This is a genomic window from Crossiella sp. CA198 (genome assembly GCF_052078295.1).
Lineage (GTDB): Bacteria > Actinomycetota > Actinomycetes > Mycobacteriales > Pseudonocardiaceae > Crossiella.
This window is the reverse complement of sequence record NZ_JBQJIM010000023.1, coordinates 171548-186014: the sequence shown is the minus strand read 5'-3', so window position 1 is coordinate 186014 and position 14467 is coordinate 171548. Positions and strand designations below refer to the sequence as shown.

Annotated in this window: 14 protein-coding genes; 7 read left to right on the top strand and 7 right to left on the bottom strand. The window is 71.9% G+C overall.

The annotated features are described in order from the left end of the window. Positions 1-198: 198 nt before the first annotated feature. Positions 199-1146 carry an alpha/beta fold hydrolase gene (locus ACTOWY_RS33470; RefSeq protein WP_441313598.1) on the bottom strand — a complete coding sequence of 316 codons (948 nt, stop codon included), beginning with the start codon at positions 1144-1146 and terminating at the stop codon, positions 199-201. Between the two features lie 159 nt (positions 1147-1305). Between ACTOWY_RS33470 and ACTOWY_RS33465 the strand changes: the two genes are divergently transcribed. Both ACTOWY_RS33465 and ACTOWY_RS33460 read left to right on the top strand, forming a co-directional pair. Continuing rightward, positions 1306-4365 carry a DEAD/DEAH box helicase gene (locus ACTOWY_RS33465; RefSeq protein WP_441313597.1) on the top strand — a complete coding sequence of 1020 codons (3060 nt, stop codon included), beginning with the start codon at positions 1306-1308 and terminating at the stop codon, positions 4363-4365. Then, positions 4358-5095, top strand: coding sequence for an SWIM zinc finger family protein (locus tag ACTOWY_RS33460; protein WP_441313596.1), 738 nt, complete (start codon positions 4358-4360; stop codon positions 5093-5095). The genes ACTOWY_RS33465 and ACTOWY_RS33460 overlap by 8 nt, the downstream gene beginning before the upstream one ends. Position 5096: 1 nt before the next feature. Here ACTOWY_RS33460 and ACTOWY_RS33455 read toward each other — a convergent pair whose 3' ends face one another. The 5 genes from ACTOWY_RS33455 to ACTOWY_RS33435 all read right to left on the bottom strand — a co-directional run bounded on the left by ACTOWY_RS33455 (position 5097) and on the right by ACTOWY_RS33435 (position 8434). Next, a complete protein-coding gene (locus ACTOWY_RS33455; protein ID WP_441313595.1) occupies positions 5097-5435 on the bottom strand; it encodes a hypothetical protein in 339 nt (112 codons plus the stop codon). A 128-nt stretch (positions 5436-5563) separates the two neighbouring features. Next, positions 5564-6766 carry a glycosyltransferase gene (locus ACTOWY_RS33450; RefSeq protein ID WP_441313594.1) on the bottom strand — a complete coding sequence of 401 codons (1203 nt, stop codon included), beginning with the start codon at positions 6764-6766 and terminating at the stop codon, positions 5564-5566. A gap of 84 nt (positions 6767-6850) precedes the next feature. After that, positions 6851-7516 (bottom strand): VC0807 family protein, encoded by a 666-nt coding sequence (locus ACTOWY_RS33445; protein WP_441313593.1) that lies wholly within the window; start codon positions 7514-7516, stop codon positions 6851-6853. Positions 7517-7521: 5 nt separating this feature from the next. Continuing rightward, the gene (locus ACTOWY_RS33440) at positions 7522-7719 is read right to left on the bottom strand and encodes a hypothetical protein (RefSeq protein ID WP_441313592.1); all 198 of its coding nucleotides are present in this window, start codon (positions 7717-7719) and stop codon (positions 7522-7524) included. Positions 7720-7843: 124 nt separating this feature from the next. After that, positions 7844-8434, bottom strand: a complete 591-nt coding sequence (locus ACTOWY_RS33435) for a hypothetical protein (RefSeq protein WP_441313591.1) — start codon at positions 8432-8434, stop codon at positions 7844-7846. A gap of 262 nt (positions 8435-8696) precedes the next feature. On the opposite strand from ACTOWY_RS33435, the gene ACTOWY_RS33430 reads away from it, so the two are divergent. Genes ACTOWY_RS33430 through ACTOWY_RS33420 form a run of 3 tightly spaced genes read left to right on the top strand, consistent with a single transcriptional unit; the run spans position 8697 to position 11456 of the window. Beyond that, a complete protein-coding gene (locus ACTOWY_RS33430; protein ID WP_441313590.1) occupies positions 8697-9917 on the top strand; it encodes an MFS transporter in 1221 nt (406 codons plus the stop codon). Positions 9918-9955: 38 nt separating this feature from the next. After that, complete coding sequence (locus ACTOWY_RS33425) at positions 9956-10519, top strand: TetR/AcrR family transcriptional regulator (protein WP_441313589.1); 564 nt, start codon at positions 9956-9958, stop codon at positions 10517-10519. Positions 10520-10559: 40 nt separating this feature from the next. Beyond that, positions 10560-11456 carry a S1 family peptidase gene (locus tag ACTOWY_RS33420; RefSeq protein WP_441313588.1) on the top strand — a complete coding sequence of 299 codons (897 nt, stop codon included), beginning with the start codon at positions 10560-10562 and terminating at the stop codon, positions 11454-11456. 69 nt (positions 11457-11525) lie between these two features. Here ACTOWY_RS33420 and ACTOWY_RS33415 read toward each other — a convergent pair whose 3' ends face one another. Further along, on the bottom strand, positions 11526-12410 hold the full coding sequence (locus ACTOWY_RS33415) for a LysR family transcriptional regulator (RefSeq protein WP_441313587.1): 885 nt from the start codon (positions 12408-12410) through the stop codon (positions 11526-11528). A gap of 80 nt (positions 12411-12490) precedes the next feature. Here ACTOWY_RS33415 and ACTOWY_RS33410 point away from each other — a divergent pair, with 80 nt between their 5' ends. Then, the gene (locus tag ACTOWY_RS33410; protein WP_441313586.1) at positions 12491-12871 is read left to right on the top strand and encodes a hypothetical protein; all 381 of its coding nucleotides are present in this window, start codon (positions 12491-12493) and stop codon (positions 12869-12871) included. Further along, positions 12868-14433, top strand: a complete 1566-nt coding sequence (locus ACTOWY_RS33405) for a multicopper oxidase family protein (protein ID WP_441313585.1) — start codon at positions 12868-12870, stop codon at positions 14431-14433. The genes ACTOWY_RS33410 and ACTOWY_RS33405 overlap by 4 nt, the downstream gene beginning before the upstream one ends. The last annotated feature ends 34 nt before the right edge of the window (positions 14434-14467 follow it).

Here is a 14467-nt window from a genome sequence, read left to right as displayed (position 1 = left end):
GACCACCGGGTACATCCTCACGGATGCAACCCCATCCTCACTGTTGGCCGTTGTGGACGGCGAGTTGGCCGTTCCGGACGGCGAGTTGGCCCAACTGGTACGCCGGGTTGGCGCAAGTGGGCGTACCAGTTGGCCCAAGTGGTACCAGTTCGGCCAAGACTGGGTACGACAACGGCCAACACGGCGGCGAGTTGCGGGCTAGGCGAAGAAGCGGTCGAGTTCGGCGGTTACCGCGGTGGGCTGTTCCTCGGCGACGTAGTGGCCGGAGTCCTTGATCTCCACCACTCGCACGTCGGTGGCCTTGCGCGGCAGGTGATCGGCCAGGAACCAGTAGTTGGGGCCCGCGCCCAGGCCGAGTACGGGCATGGCCAGCTTGCCGTGGGTTTTCTCGTCCACGATGTCCTGGACGAAGCCCTGGTACCAACCGTTGCCCGCGCGGACCGCCTCCGGGGTGGCGTAGGCGTGCGCGTAGATCGCCCGGTCGCGGTCGTTGACGGCGGCGCGGTTGACCAGCAGCATGTCGCAGAAGTGGTCGATGAGCAGCCGGGAGCGGCCGGCGATCAGCTGTTCCGGCAGGCCCTGTGCCTGGTTGAAGGCGAACCACCACGGGAAGAACGGCTGGCCGGGACGTGGGATCAGGGTCAGCTGGTACAGGTCCTCATCCGGGTGCGCGACGTCCAGGAGGGCCAGTTTCCTTACTGTGCTGGGGAAAAACGCGGCCAGGCTCTGCGCGACCATGGCGCCGATGTCGTGTCCGGCCACATCGGCCCGCTGGTGGCCGAGCTTGCGGATCAGCTCGTGGATGTCCGTGGCCATGGTCTTCTTGTCGTAGCCGCCTGCCGGTTTGCCGGAGCCGCCCATGCCGCGCAGGTCCACCGCGATCACGGTGTGCCGCTTGGCCAGCGCGGGCATGATCTTGTGGAACTCCCACCAGGTCTGCGGCCAGCCGGGCAGCAGCACCAGCGGCGCGCCCGCGCCGCCGATGACGTAGTGCAGGCGGGTGCCGTTGACCTCGGCGTGCGCGCTGCGGAAGTTGCCGCCCAGCGAACGGGCCAGTGCGGCATCCGACGGTACGCGCGGTCCTGGTGAGGCCGCGGCCTCACCGGTCATCGCGAGAGCCGCGGTGGCGGCGCCGAGAGAAAGCATGGTTCGACGGTCCATGGTGCCCCCAGAGCTGGGATCGAAGCTGCCGGTCGGCACGGTAACCCGGCCAATCCGCTCGGCCAGCATGTTTCAGGCATCGCTGAACGGCAGGATGACCGGCTGCTGACCGGTTGCTGAGTGCGACCGAGCAGACTGGGCCACATGACCGCACCGGCCGGCCCGCCCGCACCCCTGGCCGTGCACGGCCTGTGGTCGCCGGGCCGGGGCCTGCTGCTGTGGGCGGAGAGCCCGCGCCGCCCGGCCACCACCGCCATGCGCCCTACCGCTTGGTCGGTACGCCCGCACCCGTTCGCCGCGCCCACCGCCGAACTCATCGCGCTGCACCCTGGCAAGCCCGTCCCGGCCACCCTGCTGCTGCCCTCCCGACCCAACGGGCCCCGGCCGTCACCGGATCTCGCGCGCGAGCACCGCGCCCGTACCGACCAACCGGTAACCCTGCAGCCCTGGTCGGTGCCCGCGCTGCTGGTCGACCCGTCCGAACTCGACGATCCGGCCGAGGGCATCCGCTACGGCACCTCGGTGCAGCACCTGCGGGCCGTGTACCGCCTGGCCCTCGACCTGGCGCACCGGGGCCGGGTGCTGCCCACCATCGTGCCCGCCGGGGACGGCGCGCTCGCTCGCTGGCGGCCGGTGCTGCGTGGCCTGGACGCCGTCGCGGCCCAGCGCCTGGCCCAGGCCCTGCCCCCGATCGGCCGCGCCGAACAGTCCGAGCGAGTCGACGGCGCGGACCCGGCGATGCTGGTCGAGGACGCCCTGGGCGCACTGGTGGACGCCGCGGTGCGGGACCGGCTCGCGCACGCGGACCTGCCGCTGACCGGCGGGGACGGGCCGATCGAGGTGTGGCTGCGGGCACTGTGCGCCGCCGACGGCCGGGCCGACCTGCCCGCCGCCGCGCACAAGGTGGTCGCCGACGCCATCGGGGCCTGGGACGCCGAGGCCAACACCGACCTCGGCGAGGGCACCGTGTGCGTGCGCCTGTCCGAACTGCGCACCCTCTCCGCCCCGGAACCCGGCGGCGACCCCGACGACCAGACCGGCGACGGCACCCACTGGCAGCTGTCCTTCCACCTGCGTGCCGCCGCCGATCCCAGCCTGCTGCTGCCCGCGGCCGAGGTCTGGTCCGGCCGCGGGCACCCGTTCCTGTCCGACCCCGAGGGCCTCCTGGCCGCCGAACTGGGCCGGGCCGCGCTCGTGCTGCCCATGCTCGCCCCCGCGATCACCGGGGCCCGGCCCGGCAGCTACGACCTCGCCGTGGCCGAAGCCGAGGAGTTTCTGGTCAGCGGCGCGCAACGGCTCACCGAGGCCGGGTTCGAGGTCCAGCTGCCCGCCTCCTGGGGCGGACGGCGGCGAGCCGGACTGCGGTTGTCCGCGCACAGCGCCCCGGCCGACCGGATCGCCGGTGAACGGCGGCTGAGCCGGGAGGAACTGGGCACCCTGCGCTGGTCGGTCTCGGTCGGCGACGAGGTGCTCACCGAGGACGAACTGCGGGACCTGGTCGCCGCCAAGACCAACCTGGTCCGGCTGCGCGGGCACTGGGTCAGCGTGGACGCCGAACACCTGCGCCTCGGCCTGGCGCACGTGCGCCGCGACCCGCACCGGGCCAAACCCCGGGTACCGACCGTCGCCGAGGTCCTCGCCCTGCTGCACCGCCCCGACGGCGCCGAACTGCCCGGCCTGCCACTGCCGATCACCGGCATCAGCACCGAGGGCTGGCTGGCCGACCTCCTGGCGGGCAAGCTGTCCCTCTCCCTGCGGCCGGTCGAGCTGCCACCGGAGTTCCACGGCGAGCTGCGGGACTACCAGCGCCGCGGCGTGGCCTGGCTGGCGCTGATGGCCGAGGCCGGGATCGGCGTGTGCCTGGCCGACGACATGGGCCTGGGCAAGACCATCCAGGTGCTCGCCCTGGAAGCACTCGAACGCGCCAAGGGCGGGCACGGGCCGACGCTGCTGCTCTGCCCGGTCGCGGTGCTCGGCATGTGGCCACGCGAGGCCGCCCGATTCGCGCCGGGGCTGCGGGTGCGGGTGCACCACGGCCCGGCCCGCGACCTGACCGCCCTGCTCGGCCAGGCTGACTTGGTCGTCACTACCTACGCCACCGCCTCCCGCGATGTGGACGCGCTGTCCGAGGTCGACTGGGCCCGGCTGGTGCTGGATGAGGCGCAGACCGTGAAGAACCCGCGCACCGGGGCGGCCAGGGCGATCCGCCGGTTCACCGCCCGGCACCGGGTCGCGCTCACCGGCACGCCGATGGAGAACGGCGTGTCCGAGCTGTGGGCGCTGCTGGACGCGCTCAACCCCGGCCGGTTCGGGTCCCGCGAGGACTTCCGCGAACGCTTCGCCACCCCGATCGAACTGCGCGGCGACCCGGTGGCCGCCGCCGAACTGCGCCGCCTCACCCGGCCGTATGTCCTGCGCAGGCTCAAAACCGATCCGGCCATCGCCCCCGAACTCCCGGCCAAGATCGAACTCACCGAGGAGTACCGCCTCACCAGGGAGCAGGGCACGCTCTACCGGACCATCGTCGAGGAGATGATGACCAGGATCCAGGACAGTCACGGCATCAACCGCCGGGGCAACGTGCTGGCCGCGATCACCAAGCTCAAACAGGTCTGCAACCACCCAGCGCACCTGCTGCACGACGGCTCCCCGCTGGGCCACCGCTCCGGCAAGGTCGCCCGCCTGGAAGAGCTGCTCGCCGACGTGCTGGCCGCGGGCGACCGGGTGCTGTGCTTCACCCAGTTCACCGAGTTCGGCCGCCTGCTCACCCCGCACCTGGCCGACCGCCTGCGCACCGGGATCGCGCACCTGCACGGCGGCCAGTCCGCCCGGCACCGGGACGAGACGGTCCAGCGCTTCCAGTCCGGCGAGGGCCCGCCGGTGCTGCTGGCCTCGCTCAAGGCGGGTGGTTCCGGCCTGACCCTGACCGCCGCCACGCACGTCTTCCACCTGGACCGCTGGTGGAACCCGGCGGTGGAGGCCCAGGCCACCGACCGGGCGTTCCGGATCGGCCAGCACCGCACCGTGCAGGTCCGCAAATTCCTCTGCCCAGGCACCATCGAGGAACGCATCGACGCCCTGATGAACCGCAAACGCGACCTGGCCGACCTGGTCTCGGTGCCAGGGGAGAACTGGCTCACCGAGCTGTCCGACACCTCGCTGCGGGAGATGTTCCAGCTGGGCGAGGAGGCCACCGATGACTGACCCCGCGGACTGGGACGAACGACTGCGCCAGGCGCTGGAACCCTTGGGCGTCAACACTTTCCTGGCCGACCCCAGCTCCGGCTTCTGGTGCGACAAGGTCAGCGGCCTGACCGTCGGAGCGGGCGTCGTCACCGCCCAGGTACGCGCCACCCGCACCCGCGGCCACCAGACCCGGATCGCCGTCCCGGTGCACGGCAAACCCGCCTGGGCCGCACTCACCCAGGCCCTGGCCACGGACAGCCGACTGGCCACTGCCCTGCTCACCGGCGAGGTCCCGCTGACCGTCGAACCGGCCTGCGCCGACACCGGCCACCCGCTGCTGCCGGACTTCACGCAGGAGGCCGCGCTGGACTGCACCTGCCCGGCCCCGGCCACCCCGTGCGGCCACCTGCACGCCACCCTCGCCGTGCTCGCCAGGGCCGTGCGGGCCGACCCATTCCGCCTGTTCGCCCTGCGCGGCCGGGACCGGGACACCCTGCTGACCGAACTCCGCTCCCGCCTGGGCGTCACCGGCCCACAACCGGCAAAGGCCGCCGCCCCACCGCTGACCGCGGTCCTGGACGACTTCTTCGACTGGCCCACCCCGGACGGCGCCGCCCCAGCCCCGACCCGAGGTGATCAACCCGGCCCGGTGCTCGACGAACTCCCGCCCCTGACCACCACCGTGGCCGGTGTCGGCCTCACCGACCTGCTCCGCCCGCTCTACCAGGCCCTGACCAGCCAGGACTGACTCAGCCCTGGCCGTCCAGGGGCAGCGCGAGCTGGTCCACCAGCCGCAGCGGCGGCGCCAGCCGCTGCCCGCTGCCGCGCAGGCACCGTCGACAGGTCACCGGCCGGGTGCTGGGGTGCATGTCCTCCAGCGCCCACCCGGCGACCCCGACGTGACAGGCAGGCCCGGGTAACTCCACCCCGGCCATCCATTTACTCGGCGCCACCCCGTGCACCACCCGGGAACGGCGGATAGTCAGGTTGCGTTCCTCGAACTGCCGCGCGGTGCGCACGGCGACCGCCTGGAGCACGGCGGTCAGCGGATCCAGGGCGGTCGGCGGGAGCTTCCGGGCTGCGGTCATACCAGGATCCTCGCACCCACCACCGACAATCCCGGCCCGGTACCACTTGGGCCAACTGGCACGCCCACTTCAGCCAAACCGGCGTACCAGTTGGCCCAACTCGCCGGAAATCGGCGGGCCGGGCGAACTCAGCCGAGCAGCAGTTTCGCCGCCACCGTCGCCCCGTCCGGGCGGATCTCCCGCGCCACCGCCCGCGCCCGCTCCCGGACCCCGGCGGTCAGGGCCGTGTCCAGTGCGGCCGACAGCGACTCGACGGTCGGCGCCGGTCCGGCGTGCGCCACCCCGATGCCCAGTTCGGCCACCCGGCTCGCCCAGTACGGCTGGTCCGCGATCTGCGGGACCACCACCTGCGGCGCACCGGCGCGCGCGGCCGTGGTCGTGGTGCCAGCGCCGCCGTGGTGCACGACCGCGGCCACCCGCCCGAACAGCGCCTGCTGGTTGACCTCGCCGACCACGAAGCAGTCCGCGGCGTCGTCGACCGCGGCCAGGCCCGCCCAGCCGCGGGCGAGCACGATCCGGCGGCCCTGCGCGCGGACCGCCGCGATGGCCACCTGGGCCATGTCCTTGGGCACGTAGGCGGCGATGCTGCCGAAACCCACGTACACCGGCGGCGCACCGGCGTCCAGGAACTCCGCCAGCCCGGCGGGCAGCGGCCGGTCATCAGGCAGCAGCCACGCCCCGGTCTGCACCAGGTCGAGATCGGTCAGGCCCGCCGACGGGCACAGCGTCGGATCCGCCGCCAGCAACGGCCGGTCGGTGAAGACGTGGTCACGCACGTTGTCCACCGGCGGCAGGCCGAGCGCAGCCCGGCGGCGGTTGAGCGCCGGGCCGTACAGGTCGTTCACCCGCTCGGCGTCCTGCTGCCAGAGCACCCGGTTGTCGGTCTCCGCCGCCGGGGAGGGTGTGCCCGGCCGCACGCCCGGCCGGAAGTGCCGCGACGGCAGTCCGTAGAGCTGGAAGCAGGCGAACACGTAGCGGATGCCCAGCTGCTCGGCCACATCCCGCGCCCCGGCGGGCATCAATCCACTCGCCAGCAGCACATCACATCCCCGCGCCGCGGTGCTGAGCGTGTCGAACCGGGCGTCCACCAGCTCGGCCGCGAACCGGAACGCGTCCGCCGCGGTCGGCGGCTTGTCCCCGGCGACCACCGGTCGCACCTCCGGACCCAGCGGCACCAAGGGCACCCCGGTCCGCGCCAGCAGCGCGGCGAAGTCCGCATCCGGCGGCGCGCACACCCGCACCTCCGCGCCGAGTTCCCGCAACGCCACCGCGAGCCCGGCCAAGGGCTCGACATCCCCGCGCGATCCCACCGTCGTCAACAAGACACGCACTTCGCGATTCCCCATTTCCGCTGGTTCTTCCCTGTCGGCGGGTGAGTGTGCGGCACCCCCCGGGTCTTGCCGCAAGCCCCCCGGTCAGCTATAAGTTGAAGGGGGCAAGGAGAACTCTCTCCTTGCCATCGCTGTTTCCGTCCACTGTGGACGGCTTCGCCGCTGCCTGCGACGGAACCACGCCGTCCAGGCCACCAGCGACCCGATCGTGGCCAGTTCGATCACCTGGCTCAGCCCCGCCATCACCTCGACCGGCAGCCGGTAGATCAGCACCGCCCGCAGCGCCGCGGTGGCGAGCAGTCCGCCTGCCCATCCCGCGGTGAGCATCAGGAACAGGCGGCGGAACCCTGCTTCGGTGCTGATCCGACGGTCCCAGTCCTCGGTTCCGTTGTCCCGCAGGCGTTTCGCCAGGTGGAACAGGGCCGGGCGAGTGGTCAGGCAGGTGGCCAGGAAGACCAGCGCGATCAGCGCCGAGGTCAGTGGGTCGCGCAGCAGCACCAGCCGGGGATCGCTGGTCAGCAGGGCGACGGCGAGGCCGAGCAGGCTGGTCGCCAGCATCAGGCCGACCAGCAGGTCGACCCGGCGGCGCACACCCAGCAGGTAACCGGCCCGCAGGGTCACCGCGGTGGCGCCTGCCAGCAGGCACACCAGGTTGTCAAAGCCGAGCAGGCGGCCGGTGTAGAAGGTGAGCGGGGACAGGCCGAGGTCCAGCACCAGTCCCAGCAGCCAGGTCAGCCGGTGGCGGGTCATCGGGCTCACCACCGCACCGGCGGGCTGGCCAGGCCGAAGACCATGGCTTCCGGTTTGCACGGCAGCTCAGCCGGATCCCCGTGCTCGGGCGGATCGGTGTCCAGGAACGGGCGCCGTCGCTCCAGCGGGGCAGCGCCCGCGCGCAGCCGGGCGTACCCGGGTGGTTCGGCGAACGGGCAGCTGCGCGGGATCGGGAGTGTCATCGGCGCCTCACTGGGTGAAGGTGTTGGGCGCCAACGACGTTAGGGACGAGCGGGGTGGAGTCGCCTCGGCGCACGGGTGGGACCCGGCCCGGCGATCTCCACCCCGGGGTGGAGTCGGTTCCGGTCAGGCGGCGGCGCGGGCGCGCACGATGTATTGGCCCATGCCACCGCACCCGTTGGGGTTGGTGCGCTGGATGACGTAGCCGGGCGGGATCGGCGAGCCCAGGCAGATCCACTGGCCGTCTCGCGGCAGCTCGATGTAGCGGCCCATGCCACCGCAGCCGTTGGGGTTCAGCATGGTGATCACGTAGCCGTCCGGGATGGGTGAGCCCAGGCAGGTCCACTGCCCGTTACGCGGCTGCTCGATGTAACGGCCCATGCCGCCACAGCCGTTCGGATTCAGCATGGTGATCACGTACGGCACCGGCAGCGGCGAGCCCAGACAGGTCCACTGCCCGTTGCGGGCCGGTTCCAGGTACCAGGAACCGCCCCGGCTGCACCCGTTGGCGTTGAGCATCGTGATCACGTGCCCGTCCGGGATCGGCGAGCCCGCGCACACCCAGCCGGTGAAGGCCGGACCGGCAGGCGCGGCGATCGGCGCCTTGACCGGCTCGGCGGCGGCGGGCGCGACGGCAATTATGCCACCAAAAGCGACCATTCCGGCGATCGAGGCGAGCATTGTGGCCATTCTCGACCAGCGGGACCTGGTTTTCATCTAATCCGCTCCTCATGAGTGCCAGATCTAAAATAAAAGAACGGCGGGGACGCTATCGGGAACGACCTCGGTCGGGAAATACGCCGAACTGGCTAATCAAACGGCACACAAAAGCGGAGTTTCCATAAAATGCCGCACCCCACAAGATGATTTCGAACATTTCGCGATCCGCGTCACAGCAGCACCACTTGCCGAGGTAGACAGACCTGTCTATGGTCGGTCAGGACTGAACAGACCTGTCTACTCAATCGGAGGTTCGGGCATGGCCCACACCTTGCCCCGGGTCGGCCGGCTGCCGGACTCGGCGGCGCTGTACCTGCTGGCCTCGCTGGTCGTCTCGTTGCTGGCCTCCTCCAGCGCACCGACCCCGCTGTACGCCCGCTACCAGGAACTCTGGGGTTTCTCGCCGATCACCACCACCGTCGTGTTCGGCGTGTACGCGGTGTCCGTGCTGGCCGCGCTGCTGGTGCTGGGCAAGCTGTCCGACCACCTGGGCCGGCGGCCGGTGCTGCTGGTGGCGCTGGTCGTGCAGGCCGCGGCGATGCTGGTCTTCGCCACCGCGGACGGGGTGGGCGCGCTGCTGGTCGCCAGGGTGGTGCAGGGGCTGGCCACCGGGGCCGCGCTCGGCGCGCTGGGTGCGGGCATGCTCGACCTGGACGCCCGGCGCGGGCAACTGGCCAACGCGGTCGCGCCCGGGATCGGCACCGCGGTCGGCGCGTTGTTCTCCGCCCTGCTGGTGCGCTACCTGCCCGCACCCACCGAACTGGTCTACCTGGTGCTGCTGGTGGTGTTCCTGGTGCAGGGACTGGGAATCGCGCTGATGCGGGAGACGGTCAGCCGGGCGCCGGGCGCGCTGGCCAGCCTGCGCCCGGAGATCACGCTGCCCGCCGCGGTCCGGTCGCCGGTGCTCACCGCGGCGCCGGTGTTGTTCGCGGTGTGGGCGCTGGCCGGGCTCTACGGCGCGCTGGGCCCGGCCCTGGTGGCCAAGCTCGGCGGGGGCGACTCCCCGCTGCTGGGTGGGCTGGCCCTGTTCACCATGGCCGGCACCGCGGCGCTGACCACCGTGGTGCTGCGTCACCGCTCCCCCGAACTCACCATGCGCACCGGGGTGTTCGCGCTGATCATCGGGGTGGCGGTGACCCTGATCGCGCTGGAGATCGGCACGCTGTCGCTGTTCTTCCTGGGCACCGCGATCGCCGGGGTCGGTTTCGGCGCCGGGTTCCAGGGTGGTCTGCGCACCTCGGTGCCGTTGGCGCGGCCGCATCAGCGGGCCGGGGTGCTCTCACTGCTGTTCGTGGTGTCCTACCTCGGTTTCGGGCTGCCCGCGGTGGCCGCCGGGGTGCTGGTGGTGCACGGTCCGGGTCTGGTCGGCGCGACGCTGATCTACGGCGGGGTGCTGATCGCACTGGCGCTGCTGGCCCTGGTGCGGCTGTTCACCCCGGTACCGGCGGGTGATCCCGAACCGGCGCTGTCCCGGTTGTAGCCTGGTTGTCCGGTCCGGATTCGAGGGAAGTGGTGGGGATGGCGGCCAAGGTGTCCGCCCGCGAGCGGTTGCTGGCCGCGGCCGACGAGCTGTTCTACGCCGAGGGCGTGCGCTCGGTGGGCATCGACCGGGTGATCGAGCACGCCGGGGTCGCGAAAGCCTCGCTGTACAACACTTTCGGCAGCAAGGACGAGCTGATCCACGCCTACCTCAAGGGCAGGCAGGACAAGATGTCCGGGCGCATCCTGGCCGCGGTCGAGGCCGCCGGGACCCCGCGCGAGCGGATACTGGCGATCTTCGACGCGCAGGCCAAGGCCTACGCCGACAGCGGTTTCCGCGGCTGCGCCTTCCACCGGGCCAGCGCGGAATCCCACCCCGGCGACCGGGTGGAGCAGGCCACCAGGGAGTACCGCGCCTGGGTCCGCGAGCTGTTCGCCGACCTCGCCGGGCAGGCGGGCGCCCGGGACCCGGCGGCGCTGGCGCACCAGCTGCACCTGCTCTACGACGGCACCGGCCACGCCACCCGCACCGACCGCGATTCCAGTGCCACCACGGCGGCCAGGGCCGCGGCCGCCGCCCTGCTCACCGCCGCCGTGTCCTGATTCTCCTGCGGGCACAACACCCGGCCGCTATCCTCTCGTGATGATCGAGAAGAAGACCCGGTCCCGGCGGCGCCGGTGGTGGGTGCTGGGCCCGATCCTGGTGCTGCTGGTCCCGATCCTGCTCTACGCGCCGTTCCTGGGCTGGGAGTACACCCGGCCGCAGCCCGATCCCATTCCGGGCAGCGCCCAGGTGTCCACTTCGGCCGTGCCGTGGGTGGTGGTGATCGGCAATCCGGTCACCTACGCCGACTCTCCGAGCAACAAGCTCTGCGTCGGCACCCTGGTCGCGCCCAGGGCCGTGGTCACCGCCGCGCACTGCCTGGGTCAGGCCAGCCCGGCCGAGTTGACCGTCACCGTCGGCCGGGACGACCTGCGCGGCACCGCGGGCCGGATCGTGCGGGTGGCCAACATCTGGCGGGATCCGGCCTACCCCAAGGGAATCGCCGAGGAGTCCTTCCTCGGCGGCGTGTTCGGCAAGGTCGCGCTGGCGCCCGCCGACATCGGCCTGATCACCCTGGCCGAACCCCTGGACACCCCGGTGCTCCCACTGGCCGATCCCGGCACCGGGCCGAAGGGCGGGGAAAGCGCCACCGTGTACGGCTGGCGCATGTCCCCCGCCGACGACCCCCTGCTGTGGCAGGCCCCGACCGCGGTGGCCGAGGACGCCGAATGCGTGCGGCGGGCCGCGGACAGCGTCCGCTTCATGCCGCCGCGCTGGTGGGGCCTGAGCTACGACCCCGATTCCTACCTGTGCGTTGGCGCGGACCGGGCGATCCGGTTGCGCGCCACCGACAGCGGCTCCCCAGTGGTGGTCGGCGGCAGGCTGGCGGGCGTGGCCTCCTGGTCGGCCAGCGCCTCGCCGTCAGCCCCGGACTACTACACCCGGGTGGCGAATTTCCAGCCACAGCTGGCCAATCTCATCGCCGCGATCCGCTGAGTCCACAATGGTTGTGCTGGCACGCCCGGCTGGACGCCGGCCCGGCCCAGCGCTGGCTGCGCGAGACCATCAGGGCAGCACTGCGCTGAACTGCTCGATCGTGTGGTCGCGGAAACGTTGCGCGGCAACGGAAAGGTAGCTGTCCTGCCGCCAGGCCACACTGAGCACCCGGTGGCAGCCTGGATCGGCCACCTCCAGCCAGACCACGTTCGCGGGCAGGCCGATCCGGCGGCCGAAAGCAGGCACCAGCCCAATGCCGAACCCGGCGCCGATGAGGTGGAAGATACCCTCGGGTTCCTCGCCCTCGCACACCACGTGCAGATCCGCGCCCGCCGTGGCGAACAGCCGCTCGACCAGTGTGCGCTGCCAGTAGCCGGGCGGGGTGGTGATGAACGGCTCGCCGGTCAGCTCGGCCACGCTGATCCGCCCTTGGCCGGCGAGCCGGTGTCCGGTGGGCACGCACAGCAGTACCGGTTCGTCCAGCAGGACCTGGGTGTGAATGTCCTTGCCGGGCAAGGGTTGCGACCCGATACACAGGTCGGCCTCGCCGGTCCGCAGCTGGTCGGCCATGCCGGTGGCCGCGGACTGGAACAGCCGCACGTCCACCAGCGGGTGCCTGGCGAGGAAGGTCCGCAGCACCTCGGTCAGCGGCAGCAGGGTTTCGGTGGCCACCGCGACGATGCCGCGTGCCAGCCCGGCCGCGTCGGCGAGTTCCTGCCGGGCGTCGTCCAGCTCGGCCAGCACCCGGTCGACCCGGCGCAGGAACGCGCTGCCGAAGCGGTTGAGCCGGATCCGGCGGCCGTGCCGGTCGAACAGCGGCACGCCGAGATCCTGCTCCAGCCGGGTCAGCGTCCGGCTCAGCGAGGGCTGCGCGATCCGCAGCTGGTCAGCGGCCCGGCCGACGTGCTCCAGCCGGGCGAGGGTCTGGAAGTGGCGGAGTGCCAGAAGATCCACTGCTGATGCCTTGTCTGTTATGAACAGATAACCAATCTTGTCTTGGACAGCATAAGGCGGCCGATCCTAGGTTCGGTCCCGTGACCACAACCGTGACAACGCTGTTGGTGTGCCGGGTGCTGGTGAGCGCGCACACCGTCGCGATCATCGGCCAGCCGGTGTTCGCCGGTGGCTATCTGGCCGGGGACTACGACATGCTCTGGCTGCACCGCTGGGGCGCGGACGCGGTGTCCTACCTGGGTTACGCGCAGCTGCTGGCCGCGCTGGTGCTGTGGCTGGCCCGTGGACCGCGCTGGCTGTTCTGGGTCAGCCTGCTCATCGCCCTCGGGGAGACCGGGCAGTATTTCGCCGGTATGGCCGGTGCCCTGGACCTGCACCTGCCGCTGGGCGTCGCCCTGGTCACCGCGATGGCGCTGACCACGATCGCCGTGTGGCGCCCGCACCCCGGGACCACGCGATGAGCGGCCGACTCCCCCGGCGCACCTTCCTGGGCCTGGCCGGTGGCGCGGGCGTCCTGCTCACCGCCGGACTGGTCGCCCCGAGACTGCTGCGCGCGGACGCCCCCGGCACCGGCGAGCTGCTGCGCTCCCGGATCCCGTTGCCGGAGCCTTTCCAGGTCCCACTACCGATCCCCCGGGTGCTCAGTCCACAAAGGACAGCTGACGCCGATCACCACACCATCACCCAGCGCGCGGCCACGGCCGAGATCCTGCCCGGCGTGCGGACCCCGATCTGGGGCTACGACGGGACTTTCCCCGGACCCACCATCGAATCCCGCCGGGACCGGACCACGATCGTCCACCACCGCAACGAACTTCCGGTGCCCACCGTGGTCCACCTGCACGGCGGTCACACCCCCGCCGACTCCGACGGCTACCCCACCGATCTTGTGCTGCCGGTCACCGGCTGGTCCGGCGGGCACGGCCACGATATGGCCGACGCCCGCGCCCGGGTGACCCGCGGCTCCCGCGACTACGTTTTCCCGCTGCGCCAACGGGCCGCGACGCTCTGGTACCACGACCACCGGATGGATTTCACCGGTCCCGCGGTGTACCGGGGCCTGGCCGGTTTCCACCTGGTCCGCGACGATGAGGAAGACGCCCTCGGCCTGCCCGCGGGCGACCGGGAACTGCCGCTGCTGATCGCCGACCGCGCCTTCGACGAGCACGGCGCCTTCGCCTACCCGGCCCTGGATCCGAGCCTGCGCAGCGTGCCCGGCGTCGAACCCGAGTACGTGGAAGGCGTTTTCGGCGACGTCATCCTGGTCAACGGCGCGCCATGGCCGGTGCACGAGGTGACCGCGACCCGGCACCGGCTGCGCCTGCTCAACGGTTCCAACGCCCGCCGCTACGACCTGGCCCTGGACCCGCCACCACCCGGCGGCGCGGGCCTCGTCCAGATCGGCAGCGACCAGGGGCTCCTCGACGCACCACGCGCACACGACCACCTCCCGATCGCCCCGGCCGAGCGCTACGACGTCATCGTGGACTTCGGCCGCTACCCGGTCGGCGCCCGGGTCACCCTGGTGAACCGCCTCGGCACCGGCTCGACCGCGCTGGTCATGCGGTTCATCGTCACCCGAAGCGCGCGGGAGGACAGCCGGATCCCGCCCCAGCTCAGCGAAATCGCCCCGCTGCACCGATCACAGGCCGGCACGATCCGCGACTTCTCCTTCACCGCGGGCCAGGTGCACGGCCGGACGGGCTGGGTGGTCGGCGGCGAACCCTTTGCCCCGGACCGGATGTCCGCCCGGCCCCGGCTCGGCGACGTGGAGATCTGGCGGTTCGTCGCCGATGTGCACCACCCGGTGCACCTGCATCTGGTGGGATTCCAGATCCTCTCCCGCGGCAGCGGCCCGCCGGGGCCCTTCGACGGCGGCCTCAAGGACACCGTCGACCTGAGCCCCGGCGAGGCGGTGGAGGTGATCACCCGCTTCGAGGGCTATCGCGGACGCTATGTCTTCCACTGCCACAACGCCGAACACGAGGACATGGCCATGATGGCCAACTTCGAGGTGATCTAAGCCCCCACCGTGTTGGCCGTTGTCGTACGGTGTG

Coding starts and splice junctions, on each gene's coding strand:
- ACTOWY_RS33460 (WP_441313596.1), top strand. CDS start 4,358: ATGACTGACCCCGCGGACTGGGACGAACGACTGCGCCAGGCGCTGGAA.
- ACTOWY_RS33420 (WP_441313588.1), top strand. CDS start 10,560: ATGATCGAGAAGAAGACCCGGTCCCGGCGGCGCCGGTGGTGGGTGCTG.
- ACTOWY_RS33405 (WP_441313585.1), top strand. CDS start 12,868: ATGAGCGGCCGACTCCCCCGGCGCACCTTCCTGGGCCTGGCCGGTGGC.
- ACTOWY_RS33430 (WP_441313590.1), top strand. CDS start 8,697: ATGGCCCACACCTTGCCCCGGGTCGGCCGGCTGCCGGACTCGGCGGCG.
- ACTOWY_RS33435 (WP_441313591.1), bottom strand. CDS start 8,434: ATGAAAACCAGGTCCCGCTGGTCGAGAATGGCCACAATGCTCGCCTCG.
- ACTOWY_RS33465 (WP_441313597.1), top strand. CDS start 1,306: ATGACCGCACCGGCCGGCCCGCCCGCACCCCTGGCCGTGCACGGCCTG.
- ACTOWY_RS33425 (WP_441313589.1), top strand. CDS start 9,956: ATGGCGGCCAAGGTGTCCGCCCGCGAGCGGTTGCTGGCCGCGGCCGAC.
- ACTOWY_RS33470 (WP_441313598.1), bottom strand. CDS start 1,146: ATGCTTTCTCTCGGCGCCGCCACCGCGGCTCTCGCGATGACCGGTGAG.
- ACTOWY_RS33455 (WP_441313595.1), bottom strand. CDS start 5,435: ATGACCGCAGCCCGGAAGCTCCCGCCGACCGCCCTGGATCCGCTGACC.
- ACTOWY_RS33445 (WP_441313593.1), bottom strand. CDS start 7,516: ATGACCCGCCACCGGCTGACCTGGCTGCTGGGACTGGTGCTGGACCTC.
- ACTOWY_RS33440 (WP_441313592.1), bottom strand. CDS start 7,719: ATGACACTCCCGATCCCGCGCAGCTGCCCGTTCGCCGAACCACCCGGG.